Annotated in this window: 17 protein-coding genes; all 17 read right to left on the bottom strand. The window is 64.1% G+C overall.

All coding sequences use genetic code 11. The features are described 5' to 3' along the window. Positions 1–60 precede the first annotated feature (60 nt). The 17 genes from FJ425_RS13715 to FJ425_RS13625 all read right to left on the bottom strand — a co-directional run bounded on the left by FJ425_RS13715 (position 61) and on the right by FJ425_RS13625 (position 14594). Positions 61–810, bottom strand: coding sequence for an ABC transporter permease (locus FJ425_RS13715; RefSeq protein WP_140633859.1), 750 nt, complete (start codon positions 808–810; stop codon positions 61–63). After that, complete coding sequence (locus tag FJ425_RS13710; RefSeq protein WP_140541289.1) at positions 807–1745, bottom strand: ABC transporter ATP-binding protein; 939 nt, start codon at positions 1743–1745, stop codon at positions 807–809. The genes FJ425_RS13715 and FJ425_RS13710 overlap by 4 nt, the downstream gene beginning before the upstream one ends. Next, on the bottom strand, positions 1742–2905 hold the full coding sequence (locus FJ425_RS13705; protein WP_140633862.1) for an ABC transporter permease: 1164 nt from the start codon (positions 2903–2905) through the stop codon (positions 1742–1744). Before FJ425_RS13705 ends, FJ425_RS13710 begins: the two co-directional genes overlap by 4 nt. Positions 2906–3120: 215 nt before the next feature. Further along, positions 3121–4032, bottom strand: coding sequence for an ABC transporter substrate-binding protein (locus tag FJ425_RS13695; RefSeq protein WP_140541286.1), 912 nt, complete (start codon positions 4030–4032; stop codon positions 3121–3123). A gap of 159 nt (positions 4033–4191) precedes the next feature. Next, positions 4192–5403 carry an MFS transporter gene (locus tag FJ425_RS13690; protein ID WP_140634173.1) on the bottom strand — a complete coding sequence of 404 codons (1212 nt, stop codon included), beginning with the start codon at positions 5401–5403 and terminating at the stop codon, positions 4192–4194. Between the two features lie 8 nt (positions 5404–5411). Next, a complete protein-coding gene (gene nusB, locus FJ425_RS13685) occupies positions 5412–5906 on the bottom strand; it encodes a transcription antitermination factor NusB (protein WP_140541285.1) in 495 nt (164 codons plus the stop codon). Then, positions 5903–6397: a 6,7-dimethyl-8-ribityllumazine synthase gene (locus FJ425_RS13680; RefSeq protein ID WP_140541284.1), complete on the bottom strand. Its 495-nt coding sequence runs from the start codon at positions 6395–6397 to the stop codon at positions 5903–5905. The genes nusB and FJ425_RS13680 overlap by 4 nt, the downstream gene beginning before the upstream one ends. 255 nt (positions 6398–6652) lie before the next feature. Then, entirely contained in the window at positions 6653–7165 is a 513-nt protein-coding gene (locus FJ425_RS13670) for a GNAT family N-acetyltransferase (RefSeq protein WP_140633865.1), read from the bottom strand. A gap of 2 nt (positions 7166–7167) precedes the next feature. Continuing rightward, the gene (locus tag FJ425_RS13665; protein WP_140541372.1) at positions 7168–7467 is read right to left on the bottom strand and encodes a DUF1778 domain-containing protein; all 300 of its coding nucleotides are present in this window, start codon (positions 7465–7467) and stop codon (positions 7168–7170) included. Positions 7468–7524: 57 nt separating this feature from the next. Beyond that, positions 7525–8142: a riboflavin synthase gene (locus FJ425_RS13660; protein WP_140633868.1), complete on the bottom strand. Its 618-nt coding sequence runs from the start codon at positions 8140–8142 to the stop codon at positions 7525–7527. Positions 8143–8203: 61 nt separating this feature from the next. Further along, entirely contained in the window at positions 8204–9331 is a 1128-nt protein-coding gene (gene ribD, locus FJ425_RS13655; protein ID WP_181164968.1) for a bifunctional diaminohydroxyphosphoribosylaminopyrimidine deaminase/5-amino-6-(5-phosphoribosylamino)uracil reductase RibD, read from the bottom strand. A gap of 2 nt (positions 9332–9333) precedes the next feature. Next, positions 9334–9813: a transcriptional regulator NrdR gene (gene nrdR, locus FJ425_RS13650; RefSeq protein WP_140541281.1), complete on the bottom strand. Its 480-nt coding sequence runs from the start codon at positions 9811–9813 to the stop codon at positions 9334–9336. Positions 9814–9954: 141 nt separating this feature from the next. Further along, entirely contained in the window at positions 9955–10545 is a 591-nt protein-coding gene (locus FJ425_RS13645; RefSeq protein ID WP_246673472.1) for a hypothetical protein, read from the bottom strand. 73 nt (positions 10546–10618) lie between these two features. After that, positions 10619–11932, bottom strand: a complete 1314-nt coding sequence (gene glyA / locus FJ425_RS13640) for a serine hydroxymethyltransferase (RefSeq protein WP_140633871.1) — start codon at positions 11930–11932, stop codon at positions 10619–10621. Continuing rightward, positions 11925–12197, bottom strand: a complete 273-nt coding sequence (locus FJ425_RS13635; RefSeq protein WP_181164969.1) for a hypothetical protein — start codon at positions 12195–12197, stop codon at positions 11925–11927. The genes glyA and FJ425_RS13635 overlap by 8 nt, the downstream gene beginning before the upstream one ends. Positions 12198–12351: 154 nt before the next feature. Further along, on the bottom strand, positions 12352–13605 hold the full coding sequence (locus FJ425_RS13630) for a L,D-transpeptidase family protein (RefSeq protein WP_140633877.1): 1254 nt from the start codon (positions 13603–13605) through the stop codon (positions 12352–12354). Between the two features lie 473 nt (positions 13606–14078). Next, positions 14079–14594: a MarR family winged helix-turn-helix transcriptional regulator gene (locus tag FJ425_RS13625; protein WP_040983294.1), complete on the bottom strand. Its 516-nt coding sequence runs from the start codon at positions 14592–14594 to the stop codon at positions 14079–14081. Positions 14595–14781 lie beyond the last annotated feature (187 nt).

Raw genomic sequence — 14781 nt, 5'->3', positions numbered from 1 at the left:
CGGCCTCCTGCGCCATCTTGTGAAGATGGCGCAAATCGACGAAAACGACGTTTGAGGGCGCTACTCCGCCCCCTGCCCCATACGCCGCGCGGCGTAGCGTTCGATCGCCGACAGGCCGTCATAGATCAGCACTGCAAGCGCCGCGACAATCAGGCCGCCCTGCAGCACGAAGGCAAGGTTGTTCGAGATTAGGCCGGCGATTATCACCTCGCCGAGCGTCTTGGCGGCAACCGTCGAGCCGATGGTTGCCGTGGCGAGGCTGATGACCACCGAGAGCCGGATGCCGCCGAGGATCACCGGGGCGCTCAGCGGCAGCTCGACCTTCATCAGCCTTTGCCAGCCGGTCATGCCTGCGCCGCGCGCCGCTTCCATCACGTTGCCGGGCAGCGTGGTGAGCGCCGTCAGCGCATTCTCGAAGATCGGCAGCAAGCCGTAGAGGAAGAGCGCGATCAGCGTCGGCTTCTCGCCGAAGCCGACGGCCGGCACGGCAAGCGCCAGCACCGCAACCGGCGGGAAAGTCTGGCCGATATTGACCAGGCTGCGCGACAAGGGCAGGAACTCGGCGCCTGCCGGCCTGGTGACCAGGATGGCTAAAGCCACGGCCACGATCGTCGCCGCCACCGTCGCCATCAGCACGATCCGCAGATGCTGCAACGTCAGCGTCAGCAGGCTGCCCTGGTTGTAGATCGCCGGCGCGCCATTCTCGGTCAGCGGTTTCAGCAGCGGCTCGAACCAGTTCGGGCTGATGATGAAGACCGCCAGCAGCAAGAGAACAGCCATCCTCAGCAGCGCGGGCAGCCAGGCTTTCATTGCGGCCTCGCCGCGCGTTTGACCAGGCCTTCGACGGTGACGCGGCCGAGCAACTTGCCGTCGGCTCCTTTCACCGGCAGCGCCGGGCGGCCCGACCACAAGAGCTCGGCCAGGGCGTCGCGCTGCGTGGCTTCGCCGGGGATCGCCTCGCCTTCGGCACCGCCCGGCTCCACCGCATCGCGCACAGGCCCGAGCGACAGCAGCCGGAACGGCCTTTCGCTGGCGCCGACCAGTGTCTCGACAAAGCCGTTTGCCGGTCTGGCCAGAATCTCCGCCGGTCTTGCGTATTGCACCAGCTTGCCCGCATCCATCACGGCGATCTTGTCGCCCAGATGCACGGCTTCTTCCATGTCGTGGGTGACGAGGATGATGGTGGTGCCGAAGCGCTTCTGGATCGCCAGCAGATCCTCCTGCGCCTTGGTGCGGATGATCGGGTCCAGCGCGCCGAAGGGTTCATCCATCAAAAGCACGTTGGGCTCGGCGGCTAAAGCGCGGGCGACGCCGACGCGCTGCTGCTGGCCGCCGGAAAGCTCGTGCGGGTAACGCGGGCCATAGGCTTGGGGGTCTAGCTGGTAGAGCGTCATCAACTCGTCGACACGGGCCTTGATGCGATCCCTGTCCCAGCCGAGCAGCAACGGCACGGTGGCGATATTCTGCGCCACCGTGCGATGCGGAAACAGGCCGTGGCCCTGGATGGCGTAGCCGATGCTGCGGCGCAGCTGATAGCCGGGCACCGAGCGGTTGTCGGCGCCGTCGAGCTTGACGACGCCGGCGCTCGGCTCGACCAGCCGGTTGATCATCCTGAGCAGCGTCGTCTTGCCGGATCCCGACGTGCCGACAATGGTCGCGATGGTTCGAGGCTCGATAACCATCGAAACATTATCGACTACTGTCGTCTCGTCATAGCGCTTGGTGATGCCTTCGATCTCGATCATGCCGTTTCAACCCTGCGCTTGGTGGCGGTCATCTCGATGACGGCGTCGAGGATGATCGCCGCAGCAAAGGCCAGCGCCACGGTCGGCAGCGCGCCGAGCAGCACCAGATCCATCGCCGTCTGGCCGACACCCTGGAAAACGAACACCCCGAAGCCGCCGCCGCCGATCAGCGCGGCGATAGTGGCAAGCCCGATATTCTGCACAAGCACGATGCGGATGCCGGTCAGGATCACCGGAAAGGCGAGCGGGAACTCGACGTCGAAGAGGCGCTGGCGATCGGTCATGCCCATACCGCGCGCGGCGTCGTTGGCGGCGCGTGGCACGCCGGCGAGTCCGACCACGGTGTTGGCCACCACCGGCAGGAGGGAATATAGGAAGAGGGCAACAAAAGCCGGCGCGGTGCCGATACCCCTGATGCCGACCGCGGCGGCACCCGGCACATGCACGGCGACCCAGCCGAGCGGCGCGATCAGCAAACCGAAGAGCGCGATCGACGGAATGGTCTGGATGATGTTGAGCACATTGAGCACCCCTGCCCGCAACTTCTCGACGCGATGGCACAAGATGCCGAGCGGAATGCCGACGATCACCGCGCCGGCCAGCGAGCCAAGCGCCAGCGTGACGTGCTTGGAAGCTTCGGCCCAGAAACTGTCGGCGCGGCTGGCGTATTCCTTGAGGATGGAAAGACTGTCCCAACGTCCCGAAACGAGCAACGCGGCAATGGCTAAAGCGGCCAGCACGAGCACGCCGACGCGCGCCCCGGGCGACAGGTTCAGCCTGGTCAGCACATCGGCGAGAAGCAAGGTGAAGGCAAAGATCAGCAGCCAGAAACCGGAGGCTGGCGAGACGCGAGCGAAGGTGTTGCCGGCGGGCGTCAGAAAACCGCCGGCAACGCCGATAAGGACCGATAGCGCGACCAGCGCCACGACGCCGGCGATCAGCCTGAGCACAAGCGGCGTCCTGAGCAGGGCGACGATCGCGGCCGCTATCACTATCGCCAGCAATAGCATGCCAAGCGTGGACGGCAGCGCTTCGAGGATCGAGCGCGCCTGCCCGGGCACGATACGGTTGGCACGGAACGTGGCGAACGGGGCAAGGAACGCGGCATAGGCCACGATCGCGGCAATGACGACGCCGAGCTTGTCGAGGCGGATGGTCATGACGCGCGTTTGCGCGAGGCGCCCCCCTCTGGCCTACCGGCCATCTCCCCCTCTAGGGGGGAGATCAGATGTCGCGTGGGCCTTCGCCAATCACCAAGGCCGGAGAAGGGAGCGAGGCGCAGCAACTGCCAATCTCCCCCCTTGAGGGGGAGATGTCCGGCAGGACAGAGGGGGGCGCCTTGCACCGGCCTCTCGCTTTTCAAGACAAGGCTTATCTACTTCAAAAACCCGTTTTTCTTCAAAAAGTCTTCCGCCACGCCCTTCGCCGGCTCGCCGCCCAGCTGAACGCGGCCGTTGAGCTCCTGCAACGTGACGAGATCGAGCTTGGCGAAGACCGGCTTCAGCAGCGCCTCGATTTCGGGATGCTGCTTCAGGACCTGTTCGCGGATGATCGGTGCGGGCTGATAGACGGGCTGCACAGCCTTGTCGTCCTCGAGCACGACGAGGCCGGAAGGCTGGATGCCGCCATCGGTACCGTAGACCATGGCGGCATTGGCGCCGTTGGTCTGGTTGGCGGCGGCTGCGATGGTCGCGGCGGTATCGCCACCGGAGAGCGTGATCAGCTGGTCCGGCTTCAGCGTGAAGCCGTATGTCGTCTGGAAGGCCGGGAGCGCCGCCGCCGAATTGACGAACTCGGCGGAGGCCGCCAGCACAACCTTGCCGCCCCCCGCGACGTATTTGCCGAAGTCGGTCAAGGTGACGAGCTTGTTCTCGTCGGCCACTTCCTTGCGCAGCGCGATCGCCCAGGTGTTGTTGGCCGGCGACGGCGACAGCCAGACAATCTTGTTGGCGTCATAGTCGAGCTTCTTGGCGGTTTCGTAGGCCTTGGCGGCGTCCTTCCAGACCGGATCGTCGGCCTTCTGAAAGAAGAAGGCGGCATTGCCGGTATATTCGGGATAGATGTCGATCTCGCCGGCGGTGATCGCCTTGCGCACCACGGGCGTCGCGCCGAGCTGGATGCGGTCGGTCGTCTTGATGTTGTTGGCGTTGAGCACGAGCTGGATGATGTTGCCCAGCACCCCGCCTTCGGTATCGATCTTCGAGGAGACGACCACCTGGGCGCTGGCCGAGGCCGTCGCAATGCCGAGAGCGACGGCTGCTACGGCGAGCTTTCGGATTGAAAACATTGTGAAAATCCCTTGCTGTGGACCGATTAATCGGTGGCCGCATGTGAGCACGGCTATAACGGCCAGTCGGGGTACACGGTTTCATAATTGAGGGGATCAGCGCAATATCTTTGTTCCCGGCGCCAGGGAAGCGCGGCAGGCAGTCCCGACAGCGTGATGTCAGCTGGCGGCGCGCAAGCCCGTCAGCTTCAGGGTCCCGAGCGCCAGGAAGCAGAGCGCGACGACCGGGAAGACGATCCAGTTCAGCATGGTCCAACCCCACGCATTGTAGATCGCGCCGGACATCAGCGAAGCGAATGCGACGGAGCCGAACAGGACGAAGTCATGGAAACCCTGGACCTTGCTCTTCTCGGAGGGTCGGTAGCTGGCCGCGACCATTGCGGTGGCGCCGATGAAACCGAAATTCCAGCCGAGCCCGAGCAGGATCAGCGCCGTCCAGAACTGCCAGAGCGCCAAGCCGGAAAGCGCCACGGCAGCACAGCCGATCAGCAGGACAAGTCCTGTGGCGACGATGCGCTCGGCGCCGAAGCGATGGATCAGCGAGCCGGTGAAGAAGCTCGGCCCGAACATGGCCATGACGTGCCACGAAATGCCAAGCGTGGCATTGTCTTCCGACAGGCCGCAGCCGACCATGGCGAGCGGCGCGCCGGTCATGACGAAGCTCATCAGCGCGTAGCTGCCGACGGTGCAGAACAATGCGGCGATGAAACGCGGCTGGGCGACGATTTCAATCAGCGGGCGGGCATCGCTTGCAGCAGCTTCAGCGACGGCGCCGGTCCGGGAGGAAACCCGCAGGAACGACAGGATGAGCGCGCCAACCGCCGCCAGGGGCAGGATCGAGACGAAGGACCCGGCAAACATCACCGGAGCCAGCAATTCACGCGTGTAAATGACGATCTGCGGCCCGAGGACGGCGGTGATGATGCCGCCCGCCAGCACGAAGGAGATGGCGCGCGCCTTGAACTCGGGCGGCGCGTTGTCGGCGGCGGCGAAGCGGAATTGCTGGACGAAAGCGCCGCCGGCGCCGATGACGCAGAGGCCGAAGGCGAACAGCCAGAAGCTTGCCTGATAGAGCGCAAGCGTCGCGATCAGGCCGCCGAGCGCGGTAACGATGGTGCCGGTCATGAAGCCGCCGCGATGGCCAAGGCTGCGGATGATGGCGGCGGCCGGCAAGGACCCGAGCGCCACGCCAAGATTGAAGCCGGTGACCGGCGCCGTCGCCAGCGACTTGTCCGGGCCGAGCAGATATTGGCCGGCAAGCGCGCCGAGCGAAATGGCGATCGGAGCTGCCGAACCGACAATCGCCTGCGCAGCGGCAAGCAGCACCGCCGTGCGGCGCCCTTCCCTGCCGGTCTCGGCGATCGCGGCCATTGCGGTCGTCACGAAGCGTCCTTGCCTCGCCCCTCGCCGCGAACCCGGCGCGAGACGCGATCGAGGACGGCGTTGACCAGCTTCGGCTCGTCTTCCTCGTAAAAGGCTTTTGCGATGTCGACATATTCGGAAACGATGACGGCCACCGGCACATCCTCGCGCTTCATCAATTCGTAGACGCCGGCGCGCAGGATGGCGCGTAGCGTCGAATCCAGCCGCGACAGCGGCCAGTCCTCGGTCAGCGCCTGGCGGATGACGGGATCGATGGTCTTCTGGTTCTCGACGACGCCAGTCAGGATGGCGCGGAACCATTGCGCGTCGGCCTCGCGGTAGAGCGCGCCGTCGACTTCCTTGCCGAGGCGGAAGGTCTCGTATTCGGCCGTGATCTCGAAGACGCCGCTGCCGGCCACGTCCATTTGGTAAAGCGCCTGGACGGCGGCAAGACGGGCAGCCCCACGCTTGTTGGCGTGGCGCGCCGCTCCGGTCGAGGCGGGATCGCTCACGATTGGGCTCCGAATTTTTCTTTGAGGGCGATCATGGTCAGCGCCGCGCGTGCGGCGAAGCCGCCCTTGTCGCCTTCCGTCTTGCGCGCGCGCGTCCATGCCTGCGCGTCGTTCTCGGTGGTCAGAATGCCGTTGCCGATCGCGATCGCCTCCTGCACCGAAAGGTCCATCAGCGCGCGGCTCGATTCATTGGCGACGATGTCGAAATGATAGGTGTCGCCACGCACGACGGTGCCGAGCGCAACAAAACCGTCGTAATGCGTGCCGCCTTCGGCCGCGCCATCGAGCGCGAAGGTGATGACAGCAGGTATTTCGAGCGAGCCGGGAACCGTCACCACGTCATAGGTGGCGCCGGCCTCCTCGAGCGCGCCGGTCGCGCCTTCGAGCAGGGCGTCGGCGAGATCGTCGTGAAAGCGCGCTTCGACAATGAGCAGATGCGCCTTCGCCTTCGGGCGAATGAACGCTTTGCCATGTTGGGATGTGCCAGCCATAAAAGTCTCCGGGGGGGTTGCCGGTGACTTAGGCCGAAGCCGTGTTGACCGCAAGCGGAAGATTGGCGGGGTGCCGCTTGGTCTATCGCATCTTTATCCGAGGCGGTGGAAGCGGACAGCCGGTACCCAGGCTTTCAGCCCAGACAAGAACGGTTCCGTGATCCACCACACGGCTGGCATCCACATCGGCCATTGCTTCGCGGGTCAGCCGTTCTTTGAGCTTGGAATTCTCACCCTCCGTTGGAGTTCCCTTTCTCATCTGAACAGTTCCGCGATATCGGCCATCGGCCTAAATAGTTTCATCGGCTGATCCGGAAATGGCAAAAAACTTTCTCGCTGATAGAACCGGCGCGCGTTCTCGTCCTTTGCATTGACGATTACCGCAAACGCAGCAATCTCGCTGCGGAGAGATCGAAGCAGGGCATCGGCCAGGAGGTATCGGCCATAACCCCGGCCCTGTTGCCGTCGATCTACCGCTAGGCGCCCGAGCAGCGTCGCCGGAATCAGCGGATAACGCGGCAGCTTGCGAACCGTCTCAACAGGCCATTCACCGACACTCACCGCAGTCGATGAGAGGGTATAGTAGCCTGCAATAGCTCCGTCCGGCATGACCAGCACAAACGGTGCTGCAATGTTCTTGCGAGCGTCTTGTCCGGCCTGCATTCGAAGATATCGATCAAGTGGCTCTACGCCGCATTCGAACGAGTTTCTGTCGTGCTGCGAACCGAGCACCTCAACTCGCAAAGAGGCCTCGGTCGAGCCCGTCACCCTCAGATGCCAGTGGCTTGGCGATACCGACGCACCGTATCGCGCAGGCGATCGTTCACTGGTTTCGGATTGACTAGAGCATCCACGAATGCCCTGCTGTCGCTGACAGATAGTTCAAGGCGCTGGTGCTCTTCGATGGCCCGGCGGGCAGCCTCCTGGACGCTGCTCAGCACGAAGTCAGTCACGGTGCGGCCTTGCAGCGCTGCAGCACGCTCAATCAGGCTCTTCTGATCCGCAGTGATGCGAGCTTCTAGGCGTTCACCACGGGCGCGATTGCGAGGTGGATGTGCATGTACCGTCATCATCGTTTCTCCTGAAGACAATGTACGGCCAATGGCCGGCAACTTCAAGGCCTGTCATCAAAGCCCCTCTTTCGCTGCCTCGGCCAGGCGCGCGGCATAGCGGGCCATGGTGTCGATCTCGATGTTGACGCGGTCGCCGGCCCGGCGCTCGCCCCAGGTGGTGACGCTCAGCGAGTGATGGATGAGGAGCACGTCGAAGCGGGTCGCTTCGACCTTGTTGACGGTAAGCGAGGTGCCGTCGAGGGCCACCGACCCTTTCGGCGCGATGAACTTCGCCAGATTGCGCGGCGCTTCCAGCGTGAAGCGCACGGCATCGCCCTCCTCCTTGCGCTCGACGATTTCGGCGGTGCCGTCGACATGTCCGGAGACGATGTGGCCGCCGAGTTCGTCGCCGATCTTCAGCGCGCGTTCGAGATTTATCCTGGTGCCGGGCTTCCAACTCGACGCAGTGGTCAGCCTCAGCGCTTCCTCCCAGGCCTCGACCTCGAACCAGCGCGCATTCGAGCCGTGCTCGGGCAGCGCCGTGACCGTCAGGCAAACGCCGCCGCAGGAGATGGAGGCGCCGATCGCGATGGTCTCGGGATCATAGGCGGTGTCGATGCGCAGGCCGACGCCTTCCGCCAGCGGCTTCACCGAAGCGATAGCGCCCACATCCGTGACAATTCCTGTAAACATCAGAGAGCGTCTTTCGTTTTGACCATGATCTCGCACAAAAACCGGTTCCCACTTTTCGCGATCATGGTCTTACCCATTCGGCATAGCTGTCCTCGCCAAACCGCATGTCGCGCAATTTGCGAAAGCCTGCCGGGATATGGTCGGCGTCGATGGGCGATGCAATCCCATCCTCGCCGATTGCCTCCGGCCCCTGGAACAGGACGATGCGGTCGACTAGGTCTTCCTCCAGGAAGGCCTTGGCCACCCTGGCACCGCCTTCGACCAAAACGCTTGCCATCCCGAGCGCGGCAAGGTCTTCCAGCAATTCCGGCAGAGCGACGAAGCCATCATAGGTTTCGGTGCCGATGAAGCGCACGCCGGCGCGTTCGAGCGCTGCCCGCCGATGCGGATCGGCCTCCAGGCAAGCGGCGACATAGAGCGGCACGCGGTCGACGCCGGACACCAGCCTGGACGTCTCCGGCAACCGGATCTGCCGATCGAGGATGATACGCGCCGGCGAACGGTTCTCCAGCCCGGGCAGGCGCACGGTCAGCGCCGGGTCGTCCTCGAGCGCGGTGCCGATGCCGATCAGGATGGCGTCCGCCTCGGCGCGCATCAGATAGACATCGCGCCGGGCGATCTCGCCGGTGATGGCGACCTGTCCGGCGCCTATGCGGCCGATCTTGCCGTCGCTCGAAAGCGCAAGCTTCAGAGTCACTTCCGGGCGTTTTTTCAGAGAACGAGTCAGATAGCCGGCCATCTGCTCGGCGGCCTCGGTGGCCAGCACCTTCTCCGCCACCTGGACGCCGGCGGCGCGCAGGATGGCGTAGCCCTTGCCGGAGACGCGCGGATCGGGATCGCTCGCCGCACCGACGACGCGCGCGATGCCGGCATTGACCAGCGCGTTGGCGCAGGGCGGCGTGCGGCCGTGATGGGCGCAGGGCTCCAAGGTGACGTAAGCCGTGGCACCCCGCGCAAGCTCGCCGGCCTCGGCAAGCGCTTCGGTCTCGGCATGGGGGCGGCCGCCCACGGCCGTCACGCCAGTGCCGACAATCATCGGGCCGGCGCCGTCGTCGCGCACGATGATGGTGCCGACGGAAGGGTTGGTGGAGGTGCGGCCGGCATTGCGGCGCGACAGCCTGATGGCCGCGGCCATGAAACGGCGATCAAGGACCGACTGTGCGGCCTCATCCAGTCGCTGTCCCACCATGATCAGCCGGCGTCCTCTTCGGTCTTCTCCTCGTCGCCCTTCAATTCGCCCAGCAGCTCGTGAAAATCCTTGGCCTCGCGGAAATTGCGATAGACCGAGGCGAAGCGGACATAGGCGACGTCATCGAGCGACTTCAGCGCCTCCATCACCAGCCGGCCGACCTCACCCGAGGCCACCTCGGTTTCGCCGGAGCTTTCGAGCTGGCGCACGATGCCGGTGACGGCGCGGTCGATACGCTCGGGATCGACATTGCGCTTGCGCACCGCGATCTCGACCGAGCGCAGCAGCTTGTCGCGGTCGAACGGCACCTTGCGGCCGGACTTCTTGACAACCACAAGGTCACGCAATTGCACGCGCTCGAAGGTGGTGAAACGACCACCGCAATCAGGGCAGACGCGGCGCCTGCGGATGGCCGCGCCATCCTCCGCGGGACGCGAATCCTTCACCTGCGTATCTTCGGACTGGCAATAGGGACAGCGCATGGGAAGCTTTCGGTTTGGCGATTCTCAGGATGCGGGAAGGCTTAGTTTGTTTTGCCGTTATGGCAAAGCGCGGAGCCTTCCTATCAGAGATAGCGAGGCGCAAGCACAATTGCCAGCGCCCTGCCCCAGGGGTCGGCAGCGTCAGGGCGCGACGTCCTTGGTCAAAAACCCGCAGGACGTGCCGAGGTTGCGATAGGCCTTGGTGAAGCCATCCATCGGGATGCTGGCGACGGCCTGTTTGCCGAAGACCACATCGAGCGAGGTGACCTTGCGCATGGCGCGCAGCAAGGCCAGGCTGGTCTTGGCCTGGTTGTCGACCATCCAGCTCGGGCGGCCGCCGGCGGCGGTGTTGGAGGTGACCGTTGCGGCGACCTTCACGCCGGGGTCGCCGAAGGTCGCGGCGATCTTGTCGCCGGTCGGCAAGGTCTTGTTGTCGACGATGAACATGATGGCCGGGTAGGCATCCGGCGGCAGCGCGTCGCCGGTCGAGATCGACAGCGTCAGGGACCCGGCATTGCCGGCGCCGTCGAGGAAGGCCGTCGAGGCGGCGCAGGTCTTGTGCGCATCCTGGCCGGTATCGAGCGTGTCGATGATGGTGGTCCACCGGCCGAAGGTGCTGGTGGCGGGCAGATCAGCATCCGGCTTGGTTTCGTCCTGAGCCATCGCGGCGGAGGTGGCGAAGGCGGCAAGCGGGCCAAGCAAGGCCGCGGCGAGACGGGAAGTACGCATCATCGGATCTCCAGTAAGCCGCGCCGCCCAGAGGAGCGGCGCAAGCGCAGGATAAAAGATGACGCGTGGCGCCCGGTCAACCGAGATAGGGATAGAGCGGGAAGCGATCGGTCAGCGCCGTGACCTTGGCCTTCACAGCGGCCTCGACCGCTGCGTTGCCCTCATCGGAATTCGCCGCTTTCAGCCCGTCCAGCACCTCCGCGATCAGCTTGCCGATCTCGCGGAACTCGGCCTGGCCGAAGCCGCGCGTGGTACCCGCCGGCGTGCCGAGGCGCACGCCAGAGGTGACGAAGGGCTTTTCCGGATCGAACGGAATGCCGTTCTTGTTGCAGGTGATGTTGGCGCGGCCAAGGGCTGCTTCCGCGCGCTTGCCGGTGGCGTTCTTCGGACGAAGGTCGACCAGCATCAGGTGATTGTCGGTGCCGCCCGAGACGATGTCGAGGCCAGTCTCCTGCAGGCTGGAGGCCAGCGCCTTGGCATTGGCGACGATGCTTTCGGCATAGGCCTTGAAGCTCGGCTTCAGCGCTTCGCCGAGCGCCACCGCCTTGGCGGCGATGACATGCATCAGCGGCCCGCCCTGCAGGCCCGGGAACACCGCCGAGTTCATCTTCTTGGCGATTTCCTCGTCATTGCACAGGATCATGCCGCCGCGCGGGCCGCGCAGCGACTTGTGGGTCGTCGTGGTCACGACATGCGCGTGGGGCAGCGGCGACGGATGCATGCCGCCGGCGACGAGGCCGGCGATATGCGCCATGTCGACCATGAGATAGGCGCCGATCGAATCGGCGATCTCGCGGAAACGCTTCCAATCCCAGATACGCGAATAGGCGGTGCCGCCGGCCAGGATCAGCTTCGGCTTCGTCTCATGCGCGGTCTTCTCGATCGCGTCCATATCGAGCAGGTGATCATCCTTGCGCACGCCGTAGGAGACGACCTTGAACCACTTGCCGCTCATGTTGACCGGCGAGCCGTGAGTGAGATGGCCGCCCGAATTCAGGTCGAGGCCCATGAAGGTGTCGCCGGGCTGCAGCAGCGCCAGAAACACTGCCTGATTCATCTGGCTGCCCGAGTTCGGCTGGACGTTGGCGAAGTTGCAGCCGAACAGCTTTTTGGCGCGCTCGATGGCCAGTTCCTCGGCCACGTCGACGAACTGGCAGCCGCCATAGTAGCGCTTGCCCGGGTAGCCCTCGGCATATTTGTTGGTCATGATCGAGCCTTGCGCCTCGAGCACGGCGCGCGACACGATGTTTTCGGAAGCGATCAGCTCGATCTCATGGCGCTGGCGGCCGAGCTCGTTGCGGATGGAGCCGAAGATTTCCGGATCGGCATCGGCAAGCGTGGTCTCGAAGAAGGATTCGAATTTGGTGGAGGCTGCCGCGGCATTAGACATGGCTTGCTTTCCCTTGGGGCCGGAGGTCTGCGAGGTCGCCGCGCATTAACACAGTTGTTTTCGGCCCGCCACGTTTGCGGCGCGAAATTTGCTGGCCGGTTTGCGTCAAGCCAAGCCTGGCGGGTGCTAATCGCGCGGTTCGCGGCTTCAGCAGCGCCTCTGAGAAGGTGATTTCGGTGAACAGCTTGCGCGCCGTATGGTCGTTGATGTCGCCACGGCGAAGCATCGCCCCGCGGTTCGGCGCGCTCGGCCTCGATGCCGGCATGGCTTAAGCCCAGTTCGATCGCTGATTCAATCCGATGCGCAATCGAACGCGCGCCGTCCAGCGCCGAGGCTGTCGTTCTGCTTGCTGGCAGTTGCGGCTGATCCGACCAAAAAGACCGCTACAAGAGCGGCCTTTTTCTTTTTAGATCAGGCACTTAAAGCGCAGAGCTGATCTGCAGCTCGGCGGCGCCGTCGAGGCCGTAAATGTCGTCGCGGAACTGCACGACGCCCGGAGCCGTCGACCATGCCGACAGATAGAGGAAGTGAACCGGCACCGGGTTGACGACCTGGATCGGCGTGTTCTCGCCGGTCTTGATCGCCGCCTCGAAATGCTGGCGGTCCCAGCCGGGCGTGTCGCGCAGGATCCAGGTGACGAGGTCGCGCACGTTCTGGACGCGCACGCAGCCCGAGGAATCGAAGCGCATCAGCTTGCCGAACAGGCTCTGCTGCGGCGTGTCGTGCATGTAGACGCCGTCCGGGCTCGGGAAGTTGATCTTGACCGAGGCCATCGCGTTGTTGTTGCCCGGGTCCTGGCGGAAACGGTATTTCGCGGCGTCGTCCGTCGACCAGTCGATGGTCATCGGATCGACCTCGCTGCCGTCCGGCGCGAACAGGCGGATGTGGCTGTCCTTGAGGTAGTTCGGGTCCTTCCGCATCAGCGGAATGATGTCCTTGCGCACGATCGAGACCGGCGCGTTCCAGTATGGATTGACGATGATCTCGTTGATCTTCGAGTTCACGATCGGCGTCTGGCGGTCGATCTTGCCGACGATCGCGGTATGGCGAAGCACGACACGGTCGTTCTCGACGGCTTCGATCTGGGCGCCCGGAATGTCGACCAGCACGTAGCGGTCGCCCAGCGTGCCGGCCTTTTCCTTCAGGCGCTCCAGATTGGTCTGCAACTGGCCGAGCCGGATCTGCGCCGAGACGTTCATTGCCGTATAAGTGTATTTGCCCATGGCACCGTCGGCCGGCAGGCCGTGCCGGAGCTGGAAGCGCTTTACCGCCGAGTCGACATAGGAATCGAAGGCCGTCGAAATGCCGGCGCTCTGCGGCAGGTCGCCCGAGACCATCAGGCGCTTGCGCAGCGGGACGACATCCGGATCGTCGACGCCGAGCTGCAATTTCTTGGTCGCCGGAACCTGTTCCCAGCCGCCCTGGGAGACGATGTTCTGATACTGCGCCACCGCCTGCTCGGTGAAGGCGACCGTCTGCTGGCTGAAGATCGGCAGCGTTGAGGCGACCTTGCTTGTGTTGTTGGCGCGGGCGTCGAACTGGTCGTCCCAATTGCCGCGCGTCGAGGACTTGAGGATATCCCCGACCACATCCTGCGCGCTGGCATGGCCGGCGACAACAGCGGCGGCGAGCGCGGAGGCTCCAGTGAGGAAGAAACGGCGGCTGGTTCTCATGGCAGACATTCTTGGCTATTCGCTCTCGCTCAATTCGCTTGCCGGGCGGCTTGTCCGCACTCTAGGGGTGGCGAACTTAACAATTCGCCAACCATGACCCACATCGTCGGCCGCCAGAAACGCGCTGCCGCCACGCAGGTTCCAAGGAGCGCAAGGCGCAGGCCCGCAGCGTCACTCACAAATCGCATTGACCGCGATTATGGCGGCAACGTGGCCTTGGCCCGCGATTTGCATGCGGCGGCACGGTGAAAGGAAGGGCGGCGATGCTTTTTTGCATCGGCGGCAACGCCGGCGCGTCCTTGCGAAGTAAGCACCCTGCCCTTCAGGCGCGGAGCTTCAATGTGCAGAGCGAACTCCCGCAGATGCCTGCCTTCGCAAAAAGAATAGGACCGGTGCGCTTCAGCACCGGTCCCGTACTCTTCTCCCGGTCGCGCTTCTTCGGCGCGGCTTTCCCGTCCCCAATTTCGAAGCGCTTACATCCGGTAAGCGATCGTATCGTTCCAGAAGCGATCGAGGCGCTGTAGCGCGCGGTTCATCTGCTTGAACTCGTCGGTGTTGATGCCGCCGACCGCCTCGATCGAGCCGACATGGCGCTCGTAGAGGCCGGCGACGACGTCGGCCACCTCGTTGCCCTTCGGCGTCAGCGAGACGCGGACCGAGCGGCGGTCGATGCGCGAGCGCTGGTGGTTGATGAAGCCGAGGTCGACCAGCTTCTTCAGATTGTAGGAGACGTTCGAGCCGAGATAGTAGCCGCGCGAGCGCAGCTCGCCGGCGGTCAGCTCGGAGTTGCCGATGTTGAAGAGCAGCAGCGCCTGGATGGCGTTGATGTCGGAACGGCCGTTGCGGTCGAACTCGTCCTTGATCACGTCAAGCAGGCGGCGGTGCAGACGCTCCACCAGCTGCAGCGATTCCATGTAAAGCGAGCGGATAGCCTCGCGGCGATCGTCGGATACGTTTGCGGTCTTCGCCGCCGGACGCGAATTGATCATTGTCTTTGCCTCTCGTTTGTCGCCTTGGTGATTTTTTGTTTTTCACCTTGATCGCGACACTATCGAATACTCATAAAATTCGACTTAAACGCCAGGGCTAACAAGAGCTTACCGGTAAGAGGTTTCGGAAGACGCTTAACGATCGGTCACCCGAGCAAGAACAATTAACCTAAAGATTTAGCCAATG

This window comes from Mesorhizobium sp. B2-7-2 (genome assembly GCF_006440775.1).
Lineage (GTDB): Bacteria > Pseudomonadota > Alphaproteobacteria > Rhizobiales > Rhizobiaceae > Mesorhizobium.
The sequence above is the reverse complement of the archived record's forward strand: the minus strand, read 5'-3'. Positions and strand labels throughout refer to the sequence as shown.